Below are 23,164 nucleotides of genomic sequence, written 5' to 3' on the forward strand. Positions count from 1 at the left end.
CTAATGCTCGAAGATTATGTAGTGCCTAGTTTTGATGGCATTTCTGCCCTAGAAATTACCTGCACTCTGCATCCTGATGTACCATTTATCTTTGTTTCTGGCAGTTCGGGTGGAGAATTGGCGATCGCAAACGCGCAGAAGCCGAACGGGAACAACTGCTGTTAAACGCACAAGCCGCCCGCGAGCAAGCAGAAGCAGCAAACCGCATTAAAGATGAGTTTCTGGCAGTGCTATCTCATGAATTGCGTTAGCGAAGCTCCTCCGAAGGAGGCTCGCCCCTTAACCCAATTTTAGGCTGGACAAAACTACTTCAAACAGGCAAATTAGATGTACAGGCAACCCATCGCGCTTTAGAAACCATCGAACGAAATGCCAAGTTGCAAACCCAACTCATTGAGGATTTGCTGGATGTTTCCCGAATTTTACGCAGCAAGCTAGTCTTAAACATTTGCCCCGTCAACTTGGTTGCTGTGATTGAATCTGCACTAGAGACAGTGCGTCTGGCAGCAGAGGCAAAACAAATTCAAATTCAAACCTTTCTCTGCCTTGATAATATGCAAGTTTCAGGTGATGGGGCTCGACTTCAGCAAATTATCTGGAACTTGCTATCTAACGCCGTTAAATTTACTCCCGAAGGTGGAGAGATTAAAATTTACTTAGAGCGAATTAGCAACCATGCTCAAATCCAAGTCAAGGATACCGGGAAAGGCATCAATCCTGATTTTTTACCTTACGTTTTTGACTACTTTCGACAAGAAGACAGTAAAATCACTCGTAAATTTGGTGGGCTTGGCTTGGGTTTGGCGATTGTGCGGCATTTGACCGAACTGCATGGCGGTACCGTTGATGCAGCTAGCCCTGGTGAAGAACTTGGAGCTACATTTACCGTTAGGTTGCCTTTGATGGCGCATGGGGTAGCGTCAGAGCCAGAAATTTTAACGGCGGCTCAATTGGTTGACTTCAGTCAACTGCAAATTTTAGTGGTGGATGACGAGGAAGATATGCGGGATTTGGTAAAGGTCATTCTGGAACAACAGGGAGCACAAGTGACAGTTGCTACAACTGCTGCTGAGGTGCTGATGCTCTTCGATCGCCAACCGCCCGATTTTCTTATTAGCGACATTGGAATGCCAGATATGGATGGCTATATGCTCATGCAGCAAATTCGTCAGCTATCTCCAGAGAAGGGTGGGCTCGTTGCTGCGATCGCACTTTCCGGCTATGCTGGAGAATACGACCAACGGCAAGCTCTCAAAGTCGGCTTCCAGAAACATATTCCCAAGCCTGTTGAGCCAGAAGCATTAGTCAATGCTATTTCAGAACTCATTATCTCTAGAAGAAGTATATCGACTCAATAAGGTTGAGGGAAAACATCATGGCTAGTAACATCCTTGATAACATCGACCTGCGGACATTGGGGGAGCTCCTTCAACAGGCACGTGAGAAATGTGGTATCACTCAGACTGATGCAGCTAAGATTATTGATGCTGCACGCACCACTCTTGTTGCCATTGAGAAAGGAGAGCACCGCCTGAAGCCAACTGAACTGATTAAACTGGCGCGTGCTTATGGAAGGTCTGTCAGCCACTTCGTTCGACCGCAACCCGTGGTACAACCTCTTGAGGTGCAGTTCAGAGCAGTCTATCAGCACCTGGCACTTGAGGCATTGGATCGGGGTTTGATTACAGAAGGGCGCTTTGCGGATTTCCTTGGCGTTGACCGCTTAGAAGCCCGTCGTATTGCAGAAGCACTGCGGGAGGATTCAAGCGGATTGATGGAGTCAATCACTAATTTCGACCTACGCCAAATGCTGGAATAATATCATGTTCGGTTAATAACTTATAAAATAATATGTTCGTAGTAGCGCTTCAGCGCATGCATTGTAACGACAAACCTAGTGTAAGTGTTCATCCGAACATGATATGATAAGATATAACATCTCATGGATAACTACGGTAGCTGTAGCTGTTTCTTGTCTATATAATTTTAACTTTTTCATGACATTCTCATTCGGTTGAGGGCGTTTAGCCTCTGATAAACCGTTAGTATCTAGTAAATATCTGATACTCATAAATTAACTTCTCTTCCTGGTGAATTATCCCGTAAATTTTCAAAAGTATCATCATCAATACTTTCTAAATCTACCCTTTGTCTAAAGTCTTGTAAAGCTGACCAAAAATCATTAATTTCTTGAGTTTCTGTTAAAAATTCTTGCTTATTAGATATAGCAAGTGTTTTTTTAGCTGATAATTTATATTTGAGAAATTGAATATAATCTAAAACCTCTTGTTGTTTATCTGTGGGTAATTCTCGGAAGTTTTCTAAAACTGTTTGTTCAAGATTCATAGTTTTACCTCTACTCTTAATTTCTTGTACTCAGATACAATTCTATTATCAACTGAATCAGAACCCCGATTTAGAGGTCATTTATAATGTAAAAATAAAGATGGGCTCAAGGTAGTGAAGTCAACAAGTATCATACTGAAAAACCCGGTAGCAGATTGTATTTGATAATGACCCGAAATGGGTTGTTATGAGGTGTCGTTGTTACCGAAGCTAACACACAAGACCGATTGGGTGCAGCCGCTCAAGGATGAGGAGAACGAGGGTGTTACCCAGTTCGAGGCAGCCATTGTACAGAGTTTACTAACAGTTGTGGACTTTGAGTCAGGCGAGGAGGCGAAATCGTTTGTAAATATGGCTGCAATTCTTGGGCATGATGGCGAGTCTGGTACCTGTGCGATCGCCGTTTACCGAAGATGGGCAATCGCGACTGACGACAAGCGGGCAATCTCTTTTGTTCAGCAGGAGGCTCCACACCTTCAGCTTCTATCAACTCTAGAAATAATCAAGCATTGGTCGGAGGAAACAGGCATTGACTTATTAACACTACGTGATGTACTCAATGCAATTCGGGAAAAAGGGCGCTATTTCCCGCATAAAAATCATCTTCTCCTAGGTTGGTGGCAAGCTGCTTCAACTCATTAGTGTTCTTTTGACCTCCCTAGGTGTAGCGATCCGCTCTTCGGGTTGGAGGTATAGCGATCTGCCGAAGGCAGTAGCAAAGCTATCGCTCACTGCTAGCTACAAAGGAATTGTACCCGCATTAACACTCCTCCTTTTCGCAATCCCCGTGGCACTGCATTGACTCTAAACAAGTGTTTACTCGTCCCAAAGCCTTCCATTCCACGAAAATGCCCTTTTGTGGAATGCTATACGACCATGAATCGAGACGATAACTATAATCTTTTGACTTTGATTGCGGAATTTGGAACAGAAACTGTGTGGTAATAAGTCAATAAGAATATCGCACTTACAAGGTAGCACATGGAGCCACTGACTGCTGGAGCGATCGCTGTTGGTACTATAGTTGGGGTAAAGTTAAATCCTCCAAATAATCTTCAGTTTTCAGGAACAGCCAACTTTGTAGGGCGAGCACATGAACTGACTATCTTGCATGAAAAGTTTCAAAGAACAGGTGCTGTAGCTATCTCAGCTGTTGCTGGTATGGGCGGTGTTGGTAAAACTGAACTGGCGATTCAATATATAAAGCAGCATGAAGCAGACTATGCTGGTGGTATTTGCTAGTTATCAGCTAGAGAATCAGATTTAGCAGCTAGTATTGTGCAGTTCGCGCAGCATCATATGCAATTAGAAATCCCACAGCAGGATTTTCGTGGAGAGCGCTGAGTCTTACTGAACAAGTAGAGTGGTGCGAGCAATGGTGCAATACCAGATTCGCAAGACTTCCCTTAGTGGCGTTAATGTAAAGTTATTTTAACCTTTTCCGTAAGATCATGCTTGCTTTGAGGTTATTAATAATATCAATAAGTTAGTGTGAAAAAACAATCTATGTAACGAAATATATAATTAGCAAACAGCTTAGATATTGGTCATTTCATAGGTTAAAAAAAACATACATTGGTTTTATTGTACCGACTTACTTAAATAATCTTATTAATCTCTCATCTTATAAGTAAAGCTAATGACTAATTTAGTACATCAATTATCAGACTTTGCTACTAAAAATCCAGTAGGAATAGTAATATTAGCAATATCCGGTATCATTGGTACAATTTTAGGATTCGTTGGTATATGGTTATCGGTTATTGCTTGGCAAGATTCTCAGAGATCAAAAAAAGAATTAAGTTATTTATTTAAAGTAGCTGAACTAAATATAGATAAAAGTGTTACAGAAGAAGAAATTGCGAAGAAACGACAGGTATTGGATAATATATCTGATAAAGTTATTTCGCTCCAAAATCAAATCAAGAAAGAAATTCCTATTGAAGCTAGAAGAGCAGTCCTTTTAGATAGATTGAACTCTTCAATTGAAATACTTACGAAGTATCACCGTGATGTTAAACAAACCCAACAAGAACTTGAAAGGCTTGGAAACCCACAGCAGCTTCCTAAAGAAGTAACACAAGAAATTGAAGCAGAAATACAACCTCGCTATTTACTAAAAGAAAAAATTTCTCGTGCTCAAACCCTTTTATCTACTCTGACAGGGTTAGCTGCTATAACATCTGCTATTCTCCCTAATCCATTTGATGATTGGGTGAGAAACTTATTTCTAATAGCCGCAATAATTCCTGCTATAGAACTATTTAAGCTTAATGTTCTGACGAAGTCTAATTCAGATCCTTTAGCAAAACGAATTCTTGTAATTGCTTTGTTGATTATTAATGTATTTGTAGGATTTGTACTAATTGTTGTATGTCTCTACGTTTTTTCGAGTTCAGATTTTTCTATGACAAATCAATTGGCTATTTCTGCTTCTGCTTTCATGGGAATTCTAATGACAAACTTTATTTCAGGTTATCTATATAAACGATATGTGAAACGCATTTATTTAGGTTCTGATAGCAATGACTTGGTTATGAGATGGATGGAAGTGTTCTTTGATAAAAGCTTGTACTTTCTAACAAGAAAGATTCTTAAAAGAAACAAAGCACTCTCTCAAAAGAGGAAACAAAATTCACGTAAGTGAGCAGACACCGTTAACTAAGGATTTCAGCTAAAACTATTGATAAATATGACGTTTTCACTAGATCGGCATACACTCATTTGCCGTTTTCAGTACCATTGATTTTATGGTGATATGTGCCGCCCGCTGTAAGGAACATTAAGTAAATCAATCGCCCGGTTCTTCGCAGCTTCCCCACGCCTGTCATACTTGCTCGTCTTACTAGGGGATGCATGCCCAGCTAACTGCGATACGGTAACAATATCTGCCCCTGCATCCAGCAAGTCACTAATAAATGTTCTTCTCAAGTCATGCGGTGTTAATGGTTCAACACCAGCACTTTCACCCCTTCTTCGTAATGCTTTCAGTATTCCCTGCTCGCTCATGCGCCTAGTAATAATCTGCTTGCTTTAGTTAATGGATATAGAGGAAATTGGTGCGATATACGCCGAAACCTCACAGGATTCCTGCAAAGGTTAGCGTTAGCTTAGGACTTGTATTCGCGTTCTACGACAAATTCTGTTAACCCTACTACATATCCAATAGGTACTGGGTTTAAGTCGTCAATAGAGGTGTACAATAAGCAAGCCTCAGCGTGATAAAGATAAAGTACTGCATTCTTTGGCGGATAATACCCTACAAATATACCATGAGTAAATCCACTCCAGGGTAGCTGGAGTCCCAGGGTTTTATATACGGATTCATAAGCCGTCCTCCAGGTTCTCTCTGGTGGGTCGAAGGGAAAGTTAAGCCTAACTATTGTCCCTGGTAATAAGTTATCCATTGTTACATCTTGTAAGGTATTGGTAAACGGGTGTTGGTAGAGCTTAGCTTAAATGTATAGTCAGTAGACTGGCTTTTCGAAACCCTATTTTAGGGACTAAACTTCATCTCTCTTTTTCCAAAAAATCCGCTTATAAATATGTCAAATCCGCAAGGTATTAACCTTACAGGATTGAGTCAACTAGAAAGATAGATAAAAGACTAAAAATTAAAAGCACCGGAAAGTTAAAGCTGACCAGTACCACAGTCATTTTAAAAAGCCAATATAATTTTACTTATTTATTAGAAAAATCCCCTAAAAAATAATTTTTATTAATTTGAGATTCTGCCTGTTGAACCCGCATTCTAGCTAGTTCATAAGCTTGATTTCTAATATAGTCTAAATAAACTTTTTTAGCATCCATCCCTGAAATAAATCTAAAGTTTTTGTCTGCCGACGCAATTTTCATTGCTTCAACTGAACCCTCAATTGTATCACCTTCTAATAAATGATAATAAAAAGTTTGATAAGCTATGAAACTTTGGTTAAATCCTAATTCATTGTCATTTCCTATTAAGATACCAAAAGTTTCTCCGTCATCAAGATGCATAGCCATTTGACATCCAGAAAAACCAAAACAACTAGACATACTAATAATTAAATGCTTTGACATTATGTTTATTAAACAAGTTAGCTTTTCTCGCAAATCTTGCCAAGTTATAAATTCCCTGTTAGAAAACTCTATACAGTGTTCATCTCCATGCATACTAAAGTGAAGAATAGGAAATGCTTCATTTTTTAGAATAACATGATAAAGGTTTAAGGTAATTGCGTTAATAAAGTCACTTTTAGTGTTTACAGAAATATATTCCCTAGGAATATCCATGAAATTTAGAGATTGCGCTAACACCTGACCTAAAGCCAGATTTTTACGATTTCTAATATCTTCTGTCCGTAATGATTCAATGATATAAACGAAAAGTTGCATTTTAATTGTGTCCTTAACAAGAGAATCAAAAAAATAATAAACGCTATTTAAGCATTATTAAGCTATTTCATTAGTTAAAAGAAATTTTAACCTCCACGACGGCAATGACTTGTCATGCACCGTTCGCTTATGCTCTGCCCAACTTCTTCTTCCAAACGTGACCAGAATCTTCTTCAAGTCATAAGTTTCATCCTAAGACGTCCTAAAGGAAATGAGTAAATTGGTTTTATCCTTGCTATCTCTTGTCGTACTCTTTAATGAATTGCTTGAGTGCAATTTTCTGGTTTTTTGTTAGCCCACTCTTATCGGCTAAGATTCTAACTCGAATGATAATTTCTGACGGTTCCAAGTAAGAAGCATACCACTGAGGGTCAAGTCTGTAACTTGACTCAATCACAAGAAAATTTTCTAACAGATGGATTAGATTTTCGTCTTTTTGGATTATCTTCTGAACCCACTCTCTAGCTTCTTGCTTACTACCAGAATCTCGCCAGAAAGAAAGTACAATGCGTAATTTTGGTACTCTCAGTAAAGAATCCTGTTGTGCTGCTTCTCGCACCTTCTCCAAAGCGAGTTTTTCTAGTTCTTCAAGTTGCTGTACATTAACTAGTCTTTCCTCTTCTGGTTTATGTCTTATAGCTTCATACTTACCATGCTGTTCTCCAAGAGAAATAACTTGCCACACAATTGTTGTAATCGCATGACCTTTTAACATCGCGTCTCTTAAAATTTTGCTCCTTTCTGGTTTTTCAACTCGCTCTAAAAATTGATTAATCAGATATTCTATTGTGAATTCATTGCCCATGTTGAAAAATGCATTACGCTCATCTTCAAATTTTAAAAGCTTATCTCCAATTTCAAAAAAAACTTCTAAAATCGAGGGCAGAAAATTTAAAACAATATCTTCATTGGCATAGTCTTTAAGACGTTCAAGAAATATTTGGACTTTCGTCGTTCCATCAAAACGGATTTGATTAGAGAGTTCCAGAAGTTTGTCAGCAAACTTTTTGGAGTCGTTTGCCAAAGTTAGTGCTACTTTCATTTCAGCATAGGATATGTTTCCTTCAGGTATTGCTAGACGAAAGTAAACAGGAAATATATCTTCACTACATATACGGAGGTGCTTTCGTCTTTTTTCTAGCTCTTGCGACCCAATAAATACACCTTGGTTTCCAAAAGCATTTTGTAAGTTAGGAAAAATTGATTTCAAAATGATTTTAACTGATTTTCTATCTTTTTCATTGACTTGGTTAATCCAATCTGTATGAAAATTCTTTTGCTCATCATTACTCATGTAACTTAACAATGTGAAGTCACTCATGTGACCTGTGAACACTTCCAAATTTTTTTGGATAATGTTGTATACGAATGGACAAAACACTTTGAGTGTTTCAATAGCAATAAAATCAACAGGATTGACCTCCCCCTTGACTACTGGATATGTTACTTTCAAGGTATTTATTAGACGAACAATATTACGAGGTGTAGTAATAAAATGCTCTATACCGTTAAAGTAAACTTCATTCCAATAGGATGGCTTAAATAATTCCTCTGGTGTGTCAACAAGTATTACATCAAGTTGCTCCCTAAATAGTCTGCGAAGCGCCACTTGATCGGGAAGGGGTAACTCGAAGGGAACTTGAACGATTTTTTCAAGATAGGCTTCCCCAGATATCTTCTGGCTCTCTGCCAGTGCTTTGATAACAACCTCTTTATCAAAAAGCAAAAGATAAATAGTATTAGAAAAATTAGCAACTGCTTTGATAACGCGAAACAGTTGCCTAACCTCCTCAACAGTCAGTCTATCAATGTCATCAATCACCACTAATATCCGTTTTTGCTGGTTCTTCAGCGTTGTCTCAACTTCTTCTTTTAATTTGTAAACATCTTTTGGTTGTCTGATTGTTTTTACTACTGTTGCGAAGATTTTAGCGTTGCGATCGGGAATTGTGGAAACTCTCTCGGCTAAACTGTCTATCTGTTTTATCAACCCTTCTCGAAAAAAGCGCCTTTTTTTCGTTAAAACAGCTAGTAATTGCTCAAAAAAGCGTCTTGAGATATCTTCCTCTCCAGAAAACCACCACGGATTAAAACGCACAATAATTGGCTGTTCATTCTCTGGTTTCTGCTCAAGATTGTGAACTATGAAGTTCAATAAAGTTGACTTGCCCGAACCCCAAGGAGCGTAGACCGCCATAACGAAGCCCTCTGGAGGAGACATCTTGCAAATGCTGTCTGCAAGATTTTTGGCAAATGGAGCATATCCTAATCTGTCATCCTTCGGATCTGTTAAAGGATTATCTGCCGATAAGATGTTTGAATGCTCAGTTGCCACGCTCAATTTCCCCTCTATGCCTGCCATCTGGTTCTAAATCCTTTATAAAGTTCTATGTTCTCATTGTCAGCGCACAGTTACGAACGGTATTAAATGTAAAGGAATTTGTGTGGCTGACAATGACTATTAAGGTATAAATTATAAACAGTTGTCTAAAGTTACTGTACCCACGATTCCGATGGAGTAAATAATACGTTCGGTTCACCCGTACCTCTGCTAGAAATAATTATTACTCTAGATACAAAAAATGAAGATAGCGTGAAGCTTCCCGTGCTGCTGCATTGTTCTTCTTGGATGCATTTGAACAATTTTAGTGCAATTTCTTGGGGAGCGGCTATTATAGCGGTTCTCAGTTACTTGTAATATACATAGGAGGGTGAACAACCGTATGCCTCCTTCGTTGGCAAGCTACGCGTTGGCGCAGCCTGTCCGCAGGACTTACGCTCTTACAACAATCTGTACCTCATTTAGTTGCAATCTGCTGTACATAGGAGGGCGAACAACCGTTCGCCCCTACATTGTTTTGATATCACTGTGTTGGATTCAAGTGAGAAGCGCTATAGCTCCACAAAACCGAGGACATTTCGTTGGGACAAGAATTTTGCTTTGCGCTAAGGGACTTCCAGATAAAAAAATATCCAACTTTCTCTTGTGGTGCGGGCTTCCAGCCCGCCACTTGTACGGGACGGGCGGGGACGCCCGGATCACAAGATGGATAATTTATTTCTTGGACATCTCTAATGACAAAGGACAAATAATAAATGACAAAGGACAAAGGACAAATAACAAATGACAATTAAAGAATTTGAGATAAAAACTTGCGAGTCCGTTCGTGCTTGGGGTTTTGAAAGAAAGTATCTGGCGTAGCCTCCTCAACAATCAAACCACTGTCCATTAAAATCACTCGGTCAGCAACTTCACGTGCAAAACCTACTTCATGGGTAACAACTACCATTGTCATACCATCAGCAGCAAGGGTTTTAATCGCGTCTAGAACTTCTCGCACCATCTCAGGATCTAAAGCTGAGGTGGGTTCATCAAACAGCATAATCTTGGGTTGCATGGCTAATGCTCTGGCGATCGCAACCCTTTGTTGTTGTCCTCCAGATAATTGTCCCGGATACTTTTGTGCTTGTTCCAAAATTCCCACACGTTCCAACAATTGCATCGCCACTTCTTCTGCTTTAACCTTTGACCACTTCCGCACCCAAATAGGAGCCAAAGTGATATTTTGCAACACAGTCAAATGGGGAAACAAATTAAACTGTTGAAACACCATCCCTACCTCTTGGCGAATTGTCTCAATATTTCGCAAGTCATTGGTAAGGGCAACACCGTCAATTTCAATTTGTCCCTTTTGATATTCTTCTAAAGCATTAAAGGTGCGAATAAAAGTGGATTTTCCCGAACCCGATGGTCCCATCAAAACCACAACTTCTCCACGATTTACTGTTAGGCTAACACCTTGTAAAACGTGGAATTTTCCATACCATTTTTGAACATCTTGGGCAATAATAATTGGTTGGTTTGTCATTTGTCGTTTGTCATTTGTCATTTGTCATTTGTCATTTGTCATGTCTCAGTGTGGGAGTTTTTCTGGCCGTTGTTAACTGGGGCGTGTCTGACGATAGCCAAACCCGGTGGACATCAAGAGAGTAGCTATCTGGTGAAGTTGATTGCCGAGGCAAAAATCACAACAATTCATTTTGTGCCCTCAATGCTCCAGGTGTTCTTAGAAGAGCAAAGTTTGGAAGGTTGTGCGAGTTTGAAGCGGGTATTCTGCAGTGGGGAAGCCCTACCGATGGAATTACAACAGCGCTTCCATGCACGTTTGGGCTGCGAATTGCACAATCTTTACGGTCCGACAGAAGCAGCGATTGACGTCACATTCTGGCAATGCCAGCCTGAGAGCAATTGGGGGGTAGTCCCCATCGGTCGTCCTACCGCTAACACGCAGATTTACATTTTAGATCCCCAATTGCAACCAGTACCAATTGGAGTGCCGGGAGAATTGTATATTGGAGGTGTGGGAGTGGCGCGTGGTTATCTGAATCGTCCGGAACTGACCGCAGCCAAATTCATTCCCAACCCCTTTACCCATGAGCCGGGAGACCGCCTGTACAAAACTGGGGATCGAGCCTGTTACTTAGCCGATGGCAATATTCAATACCTGGGACGGCTGGATTATCAAGTGAAACTGCGGGGGTTTCGCATTGAGTTGGGAGAAATTGAGGCGGCTGTAGCTCAGCATCCCAAAGTCCGGCAAACGGTGGCGATTGTCCGCGAAGACCAACCAGGCAACAAACAATTAGTCGCCTATGTTGTGCCTGAGGCAGAATCACTCAACACTGGGGAGCTACGTAATTTTCTGCGGGAAAAACTGCCTGAGTATATGGTACCCCATGCCTTTGTACTACTGCCAGCGTTGCCGATGCTGCCCAACGGCAAGATTGACCGCAATGCTTTGCCAGCGCCAGATTTCCACAGCAGAACTGCCGAATCTAATTTTGTGCCACCACGCACTCCCACTCAAAAGATGCTCGCCGATATCTGGACTCAGGTTTTGGGATTGGAAGTGGTCGGTATTCATGACAACTTCTTTGAACTAGGGGGCGATTCGATTAAGGCTATCCAAGTCATAGCCCGCCTAGCACAACACAATTTGACATTTAAAGAACGGCAGATCTTTCAATACCCAACTATTGCCCAACTATCTCGGCAAGTAGCCCAAAGCTACCATCTATCTGAGCAAGGTTTGGTATCAGGGAACGTACCCCTGACTCCCATTCAATCCTGGTTTTTTTCCACTTACTCAGATAATAAACATCATTTCAATCAGTCTCTCATGCTTGCCTCCCCAGTTCGTTGGAATGCCGATGCCTTACGTAGGGTTTGTCAAAAACTTCTGCTGCATCACGATGCCTTGAGGTTGCGATTCCAGTTTGTCAACGGTGAGGTTGTGCAAAAATACGATGGTGCAGATCGTTCCTTGTGTTTTGAAATTGTTGACCTCATTGGACGAGTTGATGCCATCAGCGAGCTAGAGACTTTTGCCAACCAGGTTCAAGGCAGTATGAATCTTGAGCACGGACCTTTGATACAGTTTGTTCTTTTCCATTTGGATCGAGGAGACCGACTGCTCATGGCAGCTCACCATTTGATTGTTGATACTGTATCTTGGCGAATTTTACTAGAGGATCTCTCGAAAGGATATGAACAAGCTTGTGCTGGTGAGGAAATTCAATTTCCTCTAAAAACCGATTCTTATCAGCAATGGTCAACAGCATTGCAAAAATACAGCACAACTCCAGTATTGGTTCAACAACTTGAGTATTGGCAGCAAATGGGCAAGATTGCAGTGGATGAACTGACAGTTGATGTCCCCGATTCGGAGAATCTGGTTCGAGATGCTGGCAACTTAGGCTTTAGCCTCACCCCAGAAGAAACGAACTCACTGTTGACTGAAGTTCACCGTCCTTATAATACTGAAATCAATGACATCTTGCTCGCTGCTTTGGCTCTTGCTCTCAATGCCTGGTGTGGTGGTCGTCGTTTTTTGATTGACCTGGAGGGGCATGGACGTGTAGATGATATTGATGGAATCGATGTCAGCAGGACTGTGGGTTGGTTTACGAGTATTTACCCAGTGTTACTTGATTTAGCGCCGCAAGCTGGGTTGGGTTATCATCTTAAATCTACCAAAGAAACGCTGCGACGAGTTCCCCACAAGGGCATTGGTTACAATATCGGGCGCTACTTATTACCTAGAGAAGAACATTCCCGCAGTTTGCTGACTCAGCTTCAGCCAGCCATCATGTTTAATTATCTGGGACGTATTGATGAAGACATTAACTCCAGTGTGTTTGAGATGGCGTCTGAGTCCTATGGGGATTTGATTAGTTCTGAGTCGAGACGTACACATGAACTAGAATTTTCGGGAATAGTTTACGATCGCAGGCTAAGAATTTCTGTAACGTTTAGTAGAAAGAGATTTCAGCCACAAACCATTCAAAAGCTTTTAGACCATTATCAACAAGCATTGCAAACCATTCTTAAGCACTGCCTGCAGCAACAAACTACTGAAATGACTCCTTCCGATTTAACTTATGGCAATCTCAGCCTAGAGGAATTTGAAGAAATTTTTGCTGAGGAATAGCCAAACTTCTGGTACTTACACATTTATATTCTGTTCAAGGAGCCAAAAATAGCATGACATTAATAAGTGGCAATAAACACAATAGTGCAATAAAAGGTAAGGAAAACTTAAAAGACTTGTACCCATTGTCACCTATGCAGGAGGGAATGCTATTTCATTCTCTCTACGATGAAAGTGCGGGCACTTACCTAGAGCAAATTTTTTGTTCGATTATTGGTAATTTTAATGTTAACTTATTTGAAAAAAGTTGGAACGAACTATTTAAGCGGCATGAAATCTTGCGAACAATATTAATTCCTCAAAAAGCCGCACGACCTCTACAAATGGTTTTGAAGGAATGCGAAATAGATTTTTATTATCAAGATATTCAGCACCTGAGCCAACAGCAACAAAGAGAGTTTCTTGAGAATTACCAACAGCAAGACCTAGAAAGAGGGTTTAACTTAGATCGGGATTTGTTGATGCGGGTCACGCTTTTTCAATCGCAACCCGACAGGTATGAAATTATTTGGACTCATCACCATATCCTTATGGATGGTTGGTCTTGTAGCTTAGTGCTTGATGAACTCTTTGAAATCTACAAAGCATTGGTTGATGGCAGAAGCATAAATTCTTACATAGCCCCACCCTATAGTGAGTTCATTCAGTGGCTAAGACAGCAAAACACAGAAGCGGCTAGGAATTATTGGCAGCAGTATTTGCAGGGTTACGATTATCCAATTAGGATACCAAGGGCGCAGTTTCCTGAAAAAGGTTACAAAACATCTGAGTTTATCTTTGAACTAAACGAGCAAATTACCAGCCAATTAGAGCAGTTAGCTCGCAACTACCAAGTAACACTAAGTAACCTGCTTCAAAGTATTTGGGCTATCCTTTTAGCTAAGTACAATGATGTCAATGACGTTGTTTTTGGATTAACAGTGTCAGGGCGACCTCCTGAGATTAAAGATGTTGAAAAGATGGTCGGTCTGTTTATCAATACTATTCCCGTTCGTGTTCGCGTAAACCCAGAGCTAAACTTTGTTCAACTTATTAAGCTTGTTCAAGAAGATTCGATCGCAAGTAAAGAATATACATATTATTCTTTGGCAGATATTCAAGCACTAAGCGAGCACAGATCGGACTCGATCGATCATGTTTTTGTATTTCAAAACTACCCTCAACAAGAGCAAGTATGTGAAGCACTCGAAATCGATAACTATGGGTTTAGGTTTGAGAATGTCAAGGTGGTAGAACAGAGTAATTACGACTTTGGAATAGTTGTCAATCTAGGGGAGCAACTCAAATTTCGTTTCCTATATAATGAGAAAGCATTCAGTACGGCATTTCTACAACGCCTCCAGAGCCATTTATATAATATAGTATTGACAATATTGAAAACACCTGATATTGCTATTGGTGATATTCAAATTATCGGCGATCGCGAAAGGCAACTGCTGCTCTCAGAATTTAACGATACTGATGCCGTCTGTAACCAAGAACAAACCATCATTGACCTAATTGAAACACAGACAAATCTAACTCCGAATGCAACAGCAGTACGTTTCGCTAACAAAAGCCTCAGTTATCGCGAACTCAGCGCTGCTTCTGACAAAATCGCGTCATACCTATGTACGGAAGCTCAAGTAAACCGAGGCGATGCAATTGGAATTTTGCAAAATCCTTCTGAAAATTTTTTGATTGCGGTATTGGGTGTGATGAAAGCAGGGTGTGGATTTTTAGGGCTAGACCCTAAAGCACCCATAGAACGAAATCAAGCAATTCTCAAAGAATCTGGTGCCAAAGTAGTCATCACAGACACCACATTCAGTGCAGAATTGCAAAACTTCCCAGGCAGCATTTTTGTCATGGGAAATAAACATAGCGTTCCAATTGCTGACCCCGCTACAGCACCAACAGTCCATTTGCCCTCACCGGAAGACCTAGCTTATGTAATTTTTACATCTGGTTCAACTGGAAAACCAAAAGGGATCGCAGTTAATCATCGCAGTCTTTATCAATACATTTCGTGGTGCTCGAAGTTTTACTTCAGAGGGCGAGATCTTGGCAATATGCCTCTGTTTACCTCTCCTGCTTTCGACTTAACTATCACTAGCCTCTTTTGTCCGTTGATTCACGGTAAGACAGTAGTAGTTCTAGACAGGGAGGAAATCGACGATACCCTCAAGCAGATTTTTGACTTAGGAGACCAGATCGATATCATAAAACTTACACCATCACATATTTCAGCTTTAAAACACCTTCAAATAAAGCAAACTGCCATAGGGATGGCAATCGTCGGTGGTGAAGGATTGCAGCAAGAGCAAGTCGAAACCTTACTGGCTCTAAATCCAAATATAGAAATTTACAACGAATACGGTCCAGCAGAAGCAACCGTCGGATGTATTGTAAGTCAGGTCAGAGAGCCAGAGTTCATTACTATTGGTAAGCCGATAGATAACACAAGGATTTATATCCTCAACAAAAATTTACAACTAGTTCCCATTGGATGTGTAGGTGAAATTTACATTGCGGGTTCCTGTTTAGCGGAGGGTTATTGGAAAAACCCTGACCTCAGTGCGTCAAAATTTATCGACCATCCCTTAGAGCCAAAAACTAAGCTCTATCGCTCAGGAGATCTAGGCAAATGGCTGGAAAATGGCGAAATGATTTGCTTAGGTCGCAAAGATGACCAGGTGAAAATCAGGGGCTACCGAGTAGAATTGGTCGAAATCGAGACCGTGCTCAAGCAGCACCCAGGGGTTGAAGATGCTGTTGTCCTCATCTGTGAAACTCAAGAACGAGAGCAGCAGTTAAAGGCTTATCTTATACCTAGTGATGTTCAAGCACAGAACCAAGGGGTACAACTGGATAATTTGGTGGCGAGTATCCGTTCTTTTGCAAGCAGTCAACTTCCTGATTACATGATTCCCAATGATTTACTATTTGTAGATCGTTTTCCTTTAACATATAATGGCAAGCTTAATAAAAAAGCATTGCTTGAAAAAACTGCTCTCATACAAAGGCAAAATCAAGTCAACGATCGACCCAATAATCCAACAGAAATAGCGCTAGCCGAGATTTGGCAGAATTTGCTGGGGATGCCAAAGGTGGGAGTTTATGATGATTTCTTTACCCTTGGTGGTCATAGCTTGAATGCGCTTGTCATGCTTTCTAGGATTCGCAAGAGCTTAGGGGTTGAAATACCCCTCAAGTCTGTCTTTGAGTTTTCAACGATTCGAGCATTAAGCGAGTATATTTCCTCCATCGGGATGTATAACGATCGCCACGGCAAACACCAGATCGCATTACTGAATGCCGAATCCGGGAGATACGTTTTTGCGTTACCCACCATGTTTGGTTATGGTATTGCATTTAAGGGACTGGCTCAATATCTCAAGTCCTACTCAGTCTATGGCTTAGACTTTATTGAGGACGGAGATCCGATTGCGGACTATGCACAATTGCTTGATTTCCCCCCAGTAGAAAGCCCATACATATTATTAGGGTATTGTGTCGGAGGTAATTTGGCTTTTGAGCTAGCGAAAGAATTGGAGCGTCGCGGTCGTCAAGTTTCAGACATAATTATGTTGGATTCTGCTCCCCGAACAACCACTCGCTCTCAGAGCGATGCAGCAATTCAAAAGCAAGTTGATGCAGAAATTGCCTACTACTCCGATTATGTCAAAGACGATGAGGATTTAAGTATGCTGCTGAGGAATCCATACTTTAAAGCCAAGCTCAAGGCAAAAACCGCAGCCCACATCCACTACTGGAATAATAGAATCAACGATGGTCAAATCAGGGCTAATATCCACCTGCTGCGAGCAGCCGAGAATCACTCAGTGTCGGAGTACGTGGAGCAATGGGCTAACCTGACTACAGGAAAGGTGTTTACCTACAATGCTTCGGGCAAGCACGGCGATCTGCTTATCAATGAGCATTTGCAGTACAATGCCCTCCTGATCGATGGAATTTTAGAGCAAATTCAGCAGACTTCCAGCTAATGTGCGTGGAGTGGAAGGGATTCAACTACCCTACCCTAGCCTTTAGCTTGAGGACAGGGTAGCTCCTGACACTTCCTCAAACCTCAATTGGAAGAAGATGTTAAGTTTTTTTTAAGAAAGCAGGAAGGTAATTTGTAGAATTTAGTTACAAAAAACTTTGAGTGAATTTGCAAATTTTCTAAACCGCAATTTGGCAATTTCCTCAAATACAATGAGAATATAAATTATGTCAAATCAATCAAAAGTTTTTCATCCTGTCTCTGAAACACAGGTCAAAATCTCATTTTTAGAACCTGATAAAAATTTACCTTTGGTGATTGAACCTATTTATGAAGGTGTTAACCTACATTCATGGGTAGCCAATCATCGGGAGTTTATTGAATCTCAGATATTGCGATATGGCGGTCTGCTATTTCGGAATTTCAATGTAGATGGTTCATCGAACCTAGAAGCCTTAATTCGCACGATTTCAGGCGAACCCCTAGAATACCGGGAACGCTCTTCTCCACGCAGTACTATTGCTGGTAAAATTTATACTTCCACAGAACATCCAGCTAATCAAGCGATCGCACTACACTGTGAAAATTCATACCAAGAAAGTTGGCCAATGCGGATTTTCTTTAATTGCGTAACGCCAGCTGCTACTGGAGGTGAAACTCCAATTGCCGATACTCGCAGGGTCTTAAGTCGGATAACACCAAATCTCCGCCAACGCTTTATAGAGAAAAAGGTGATGTACGTCCGCAACTTTTACGATTTCATGGGGTTGCCCTGGCAGACAGTTTTCCAAACCACCGACAAAGCTGAGGTCGAAGCGTATTGTCAGAAAAATAACATTATTGTGGAATGGCAAAAGGACGGAAACCTCAGAACACGAGTCATTCGCGAACCTATCCTACAACATCCTCAAACGGGTGAAAAAGTGTGGTTCAATCATACAATGTTCTTTCATCTCAGCACTCTTGAGCCAGAAATTCAGGCAGGTTTGATGGTGTTATTTAAACCTGACGAACTACCAGCTAACAGTTTTTACGGAGATGGAACGCCGATTGAAAACTCAGTTGTTGAGGAACTGCGGCAATGCTATCAGGAAGAAACGGTTTTAGTACCTTGGCAGAAGGGAGATTTTCTGATGTTAGATAATATGCTAGCAGCTCACGGACGCAGACCATACTCTGGTTCGCGCCAAATACTGGTTGGTATGGCTGAACCAGTCAGCCGAGCTTTATTAGAAAAACGTTGCTGAGTTAAAATATGAAATACGAAAATTCACACAAAAAACTAAACTTAGCTGCACAAAACTTAATAGAGCAGCAATTGATGGTCATAAATCAGCAATTAGACCTCATAGAAAAAACTTTGCGGAAAAATCCTGTGAGATCTTCTGAAGGTCAGAAGTTAACAATTAAATCACAGGAGAATCAAGAGAATCAGATTTCACAAAACAAGGATTCTAAAGAACTTATTAAAATATTAAAAACTCCAGAACCTCCAGAAGAAATTACCGTTCCTGTTTCTCCAGGGCAAAGGAACCTCTGGTTTTTATCAAGTTTGGGGACAGATAAATCAGCAGCATATCATGAATCAGTCATTTTGCGATTGCGCGGAGAGTTACAGCTACCGCTTTTAAAAGCAGCTTTACAGACTTTAGTTCACCGGCGGGATGCTTTGCGAATTATCAGTATTAACGGAGAAGAGCAAACCATTACCTCAACTTTGCAAGTTGATATTCCTTACCTGGATCTTTCTAGAGAATCGGAGCCAGCTAAACAAGAACAGTTAAATATTTGGTTGGAAACTGCTATATCTGAAGCATTTCCCCTAACTCAAGGTCCGTTCTTCCGACTACAAGTAGCCCGACTGAACCAACAGGACTACATGATGGTCATGGTATTCCATCATATTATTGCAGATGGATTGTCAATAGAAGTCATGGTTCAGGAGATAGCTGAATTTTATTCGGCGCTTTGCACCCAAACGGTGCTGCACAAACCAGAACCTGTATCTTTCCAGCGTTATTTAGACTGGCTAAAGACATTGCCAACAAGCTCCCAAGTGCAGAATGATACCGCATATTGGCGGTCGAAATTGCAGGATTCCATCCCAAACCTTACCTTGCCTGCAAATCCTCGATCTGTCCGGCAATACAATGGTGAGCGTCAAACAGCTACGCTAGACAGTAGATTTTATGACAAGCTAAAACAGTTCAGCCAAGCTCAGGGAGTCACAGTTTTTATGACACTTCTGGCAGCTTGGAAGGTTTTTCTATCACGGCTGACCGGTCAAGAAAGGCTAGTTGTGGGGATTCCCACAGCAGGACAAGTGGTATCTGGAGCTAAGGATTTGGTAGGACACTGCAGCACAGTGTTGCCAATCGTCAGCAACCCAGTTCGGGAATTAATATTTACCGAATTTTTAGCAGATCTCAAAAAGACTTTGCTTGATACCTACGAACACCAAAGCTACTTTTTTACTGACGGAATCGGAGAGTTGGATTCTCAAACACTCACCATTCCACAGGTGCTAGTCACTTTTAACGTTGACAAAGTTGCCGATATACCAACACTACACGGTTTGGACGCAATGCTCGTACCAAGTCCGGTTTATTTTACAAAGTATTATTTAAGTTTCAACGGTCTTCAGTTTAAAGATAAGTTTATTCTAGAATTCTTTTATCAAACTGATTCATTTGATGATCGGACTATTATTCACTGGTGCCGCTCTTTTGTTACCTTGTTGCAAGGTATCATCAATGCACCCAAAAGCCGATTGTATGAATTACCACTCATTTCAGAACAAGATAAGAATTCCAATGTCTTACCATTAGCAAGCACGATATGGGATGTTGAGCCTCTTCACAAGCAGTTTGAAAGCCAAGCAAACCGCAACCCCAATGCAACTGCGATCGCATCTGGGAATGAATCTATTGTCTATGAAGTTTTAAATCATCGGGCTAATCAACTAGCACGGTATATAACAGCCCAAGAAACGACCGCACGTCCCGTGTTGCTCTACGTGCAACATCCCATCCAGTTAGCGATCGCAATACTTGCTATTTTTAAAGCAGGAAAGAGCTTAGCATTGATTCAACCTGGGCTTTCCACCACTCAAATGCGGGCAGAGATGGACAAATGGGCGGGAAGTTTGTTGTTGACAGATTCACAATTGGCTGATTCATTACCTAACCATAACAATCCTCTGATAGTTATTGATACCGATTGGCAAACCATCTCAAAAAACAGCAAGGATAATCTTAATCAGAATCATAAACTTGACTTATGGTACTCAACAACACTTCCCAAGGCAAACCATTTGTCACTTAGTTATTTAGCTCTGAGTCGTCATATAGCAAGTCTGCAGAAAGTACTTCCTTTAGCTGCAAAAGAGCAAGTATCCATACTTAATGGATATAGAAGAGTAGAAAATTTTGATATTTTATTCCATGCCCTGAGTGTTGGTGCTTCCTTAAGTGTAGATACCCCTGATGCTTATCGCCATGAGACTAACGGTGTTGCGATCGCATCTTTAGAAACTTTCCTGCCTTTGGTGAAAGCATTTCAAGCCAACCCAGAACTATTAATTGGCAAGAAGCAAAGATGGATTATCCTGGATAGCGGCAAGGTTAACTACGAACAACTCAAGCAAATTACAGCATCTTTAGCTTCCTCAGATTCCTTAGTGGAATTATACAGAGTCTACAAATCGCCAAACGTTCCCCTAACGAATGCAATTAAGCAACTCACGCCACTATCCAATGAGCAGTATGAGAGAGGAAGCCAACCTGTTTCCCTTGGTGATCCCATTGGTGAAATGTGGTTTACGGTTCGCGACTCTTACGCCCAAGAGCAGCCAGTGGGGGTGTTAGGAGAACTGTATATTGAGCATCCATTATGGCAGCAAACAGGGATTTTGATTCCGACGGGTGAGCAAGCTTGTAAATTGCCAGATAAAAGCATCGAAATTCACGGGTGTCTGGACGAATTGATATGGGTTGGCGCAACCCAAATGACTTTAAAGGAGATTGAGATTACACTTAAACTTTGCCCCCAAGTACAAGAAGCTGTTGTGGTTAAAAATCAGTCTCTTGACCTGACGCAAAAGACAGAACTTCAAATTTATATCACTTCAACAACAAACGAGATACAAGTTCTTCAAGAACTAGAAAATATCTTAAAAACTTTGCTGCCCGAACCTGAGATTTTTGTTCTCATGCGGGTCGAAACAATTCCGCGTACTCCAGATGGAGATATTGACTATTCTGCTTTACAGGAAATCAAAGGAGTTTCTCTAAAACAAACGAGTTTTGTGGCTCCTTCAAACTCAACAGAGCAAGCCATCGCCCAGTGCGTGCAACAAACGCTAGGAAAAACTGCGGTTGGCGTGCATGACAATTTTTTCGATTTAGGTCTCCAAAGCTTGCAAGGAGTACAACTCGTTTCCAAAATTCAATCTACTCTTGCTGTAGATGTCAGCTTGCGTGATTTGTTTGAAGCACCAACTGTAGCTAGCCTAGCGGCACAAATTAGAGGAAGAACAACGGAACCTTTGCCTCCCATTGTGCCCCTACAAGCACCTACCGATCTATCAACAGCAAAGCCACAGTTTCTCGATTATGAACTTTCTCCTGCTCAGCGCGGTCTTTGGGTTCACAGTCAAATGGACTCTAGCGCTATTGCCTATAACCTTGCTATGTCTTTACTTTTAGAAGGCGATTTACACGTTCAAGCTCTGCATAGCGCTTTTAAGGCATTAGTAGCTCGTCATGAGTCATTAAGAACAACGTTTGTTTTAGTGGAGGATGAACCAAGACAGCGCGTACACGATGCAGTATCGATTCCCTATGAATTCATTGACCTCACAGGAAATGAGAATCCAGAACTGCAAGCTTGCGAGTATAGTCTTCAGGAAGCTGGGAAACCTTTTGATTTGACACAAGGACCCCTCCTGCGCTTAAAATTGCTCAAATTATCAGATGCTAAATACGTTCTTTTATTTACAATTCATCACATTATTATAGATGGCTGGTCTCTGCAAATTTTTGAGCAAGAGTTGTTTCATTGCTACAAAGCATATAAGTTAGGAACCGAACCCCAACTACCCCCGTTACCCATCCAGTATAAAGATTACGCTGCTTGGCACAATCGGCTTCTGCAAACAGATAGGGTATGCAAACAGCGAGATTATTGGCTCAACAAACTCTCAAATGCCCAACCAGCCCTTAATTTACCAACCGATTTTCCTCGTTCCCCAACCGCTACATTCAATGGGAGTGTTATCAGTCTTGTCTTTGACAGCTCGCTGACAGCCGCTTTAAATCAGTTGAGTCGCAAGTATAGTGCTAGTTTATACATCATGCTGGTTGCGATCGTCAAAACCCTGTTTTACCGCATGACTCAACAAAATGATATCATAGTGGGGGCTAGCTTTGCCGACCGTCCTCATCCCGCTTTGGAAGGACAGCTTGGCTACTTTATCAATACCCTTGTTCTCCGGGATGCGATCGCAGGACATCAAAGCTTCCTATCGATTTTACACCTGGTTAGACAAACTCTCCTAGAAGCTTTTGACAACGCCTTATACCCATTCGATGCTCTCGTCTCTGAATTACAGCAGATGGAGCACATTGCCCATTCATCCTTGTTTGAAGTGCAAGTTGTGTTGCACAACCAGCCACAAACTGATACTCAACGGGAAGGACTTTTAGTATCAGTATTTCAGAACATTGTGTTAGCTAGTAAATTCGATTTAATATTTAACTTTACTGAAACCAATGAACAACTTCAACTGGATATTGAATATAAAACGGATTTGTGGAAACCAGAACGTATTGAATTGATGAAACAAAGATTATATGCTCTGGTGGTAGATATTATTGCTTCTCCGGAGAAGAAACTTGACGATTTAAACATCAAAACCTCTCAAGAAGAAACTGAGACAGAACTTGTATTTAACCTTGATTTTTAGGAA

The 23,164-nt window shown here is 41.1% G+C and carries 15 protein-coding genes and 1 pseudogene; 10 read left to right on the plus strand and 6 right to left on the minus strand.

The window, feature by feature from the left end; all coding sequences use genetic code 11:
- Positions 1-3 precede the first annotated feature (3 nt).
- The 3 genes and pseudogenes from ACYRY3_RS37580 (at position 4) to ACYRY3_RS37590 (ending at position 1,819) form a co-directional block, all read left to right on the plus strand.
- On the plus strand, positions 4-165 hold the full coding sequence (locus ACYRY3_RS37580; RefSeq protein WP_460206829.1) for a response regulator: 162 nt from the start codon (positions 4-6) through the stop codon (positions 163-165).
- Positions 117-1,358, plus strand: a pseudogene (locus ACYRY3_RS37585) (hybrid sensor histidine kinase/response regulator); the annotation flags it as partial. The gene ACYRY3_RS37580 and the pseudogene ACYRY3_RS37585, both read left to right, overlap by 49 nt.
- Before the next feature lie 17 nt (positions 1,359-1,375).
- A complete protein-coding gene (locus tag ACYRY3_RS37590) occupies positions 1,376-1,819 on the plus strand; it encodes a helix-turn-helix transcriptional regulator (RefSeq protein ID WP_460206830.1) in 444 nt (147 codons plus the stop codon).
- Positions 1,820-2,067: 248 nt separating this feature from the next.
- Here the strand turns inward: ACYRY3_RS37590 and ACYRY3_RS37595 are convergent, their stop codons facing one another.
- Positions 2,068-2,346 carry a hypothetical protein gene (locus ACYRY3_RS37595; RefSeq protein WP_460206831.1) on the minus strand — a complete coding sequence of 93 codons (279 nt, stop codon included), beginning with the start codon at positions 2,344-2,346 and terminating at the stop codon, positions 2,068-2,070.
- 177 nt (positions 2,347-2,523) lie between these two features.
- On the opposite strand from ACYRY3_RS37595, the gene ACYRY3_RS37600 reads away from it, so the two are divergent.
- The 3 genes from ACYRY3_RS37600 (at position 2,524) to ACYRY3_RS37610 (ending at position 4,993) form a co-directional block, all read left to right on the plus strand.
- Entirely contained in the window at positions 2,524-2,988 is a 465-nt protein-coding gene (locus tag ACYRY3_RS37600) for a hypothetical protein (protein ID WP_460206832.1), read from the plus strand.
- A 339-nt stretch (positions 2,989-3,327) separates the two neighbouring features.
- Positions 3,328-3,588 carry a hypothetical protein gene (locus ACYRY3_RS37605; protein ID WP_460206833.1) on the plus strand — a complete coding sequence of 87 codons (261 nt, stop codon included), beginning with the start codon at positions 3,328-3,330 and terminating at the stop codon, positions 3,586-3,588.
- A gap of 397 nt (positions 3,589-3,985) precedes the next feature.
- Complete coding sequence (locus ACYRY3_RS37610) at positions 3,986-4,993, plus strand: hypothetical protein (protein ID WP_460206834.1); 1,008 nt, start codon at positions 3,986-3,988, stop codon at positions 4,991-4,993.
- 101 nt (positions 4,994-5,094) lie between these two features.
- On the opposite strand, the gene ACYRY3_RS37615 is transcribed toward ACYRY3_RS37610, so the two are convergent.
- The 5 genes from ACYRY3_RS37615 to ACYRY3_RS37635 all read right to left on the minus strand — a co-directional run bounded on the left by ACYRY3_RS37615 (position 5,095) and on the right by ACYRY3_RS37635 (position 10,589).
- Positions 5,095-5,355, minus strand: coding sequence for a tyrosine-type recombinase/integrase (locus ACYRY3_RS37615; protein WP_460206835.1), 261 nt, complete (start codon positions 5,353-5,355; stop codon positions 5,095-5,097).
- A gap of 101 nt (positions 5,356-5,456) precedes the next feature.
- On the minus strand, positions 5,457-5,753 hold the full coding sequence (locus tag ACYRY3_RS37620) for a hypothetical protein (RefSeq protein WP_460206836.1): 297 nt from the start codon (positions 5,751-5,753) through the stop codon (positions 5,457-5,459).
- 274 nt (positions 5,754-6,027) lie between these two features.
- Positions 6,028-6,720, minus strand: a complete 693-nt coding sequence (locus ACYRY3_RS37625; protein ID WP_460206837.1) for a hypothetical protein — start codon at positions 6,718-6,720, stop codon at positions 6,028-6,030.
- A gap of 235 nt (positions 6,721-6,955) precedes the next feature.
- Positions 6,956-9,082: a KAP family NTPase gene (locus ACYRY3_RS37630; RefSeq protein WP_460206838.1), complete on the minus strand. Its 2,127-nt coding sequence runs from the start codon at positions 9,080-9,082 to the stop codon at positions 6,956-6,958.
- 769 nt (positions 9,083-9,851) lie between these two features.
- Entirely contained in the window at positions 9,852-10,589 is a 738-nt protein-coding gene (locus ACYRY3_RS37635; RefSeq protein ID WP_460206889.1) for an amino acid ABC transporter ATP-binding protein, read from the minus strand.
- A 48-nt stretch (positions 10,590-10,637) separates the two neighbouring features.
- Here ACYRY3_RS37635 and ACYRY3_RS37640 point away from each other — a divergent pair, with 48 nt between their 5' ends.
- From ACYRY3_RS37640 to ACYRY3_RS37655, 4 genes are all read left to right on the plus strand, one after another.
- Positions 10,638-13,211 (plus strand): condensation domain-containing protein, encoded by a 2,574-nt coding sequence (locus ACYRY3_RS37640; RefSeq protein WP_460206839.1) that lies wholly within the window; start codon positions 10,638-10,640, stop codon positions 13,209-13,211.
- A gap of 53 nt (positions 13,212-13,264) precedes the next feature.
- The gene (locus tag ACYRY3_RS37645; protein ID WP_460206840.1) at positions 13,265-17,197 is read left to right on the plus strand and encodes a non-ribosomal peptide synthetase; all 3,933 of its coding nucleotides are present in this window, start codon (positions 13,265-13,267) and stop codon (positions 17,195-17,197) included.
- A 226-nt stretch (positions 17,198-17,423) separates the two neighbouring features.
- On the plus strand, positions 17,424-18,443 hold the full coding sequence (locus tag ACYRY3_RS37650) for a TauD/TfdA family dioxygenase (RefSeq protein ID WP_460206841.1): 1,020 nt from the start codon (positions 17,424-17,426) through the stop codon (positions 18,441-18,443).
- Positions 18,444-18,451: 8 nt separating this feature from the next.
- Positions 18,452-23,161: a condensation domain-containing protein gene (locus tag ACYRY3_RS37655; protein WP_460206842.1), complete on the plus strand. Its 4,710-nt coding sequence runs from the start codon at positions 18,452-18,454 to the stop codon at positions 23,159-23,161.
- Positions 23,162-23,164: the final 3 nt, after the last annotated feature.

It is taken from the genome of Scytonema sp. NUACC21, from assembly GCF_054684315.1.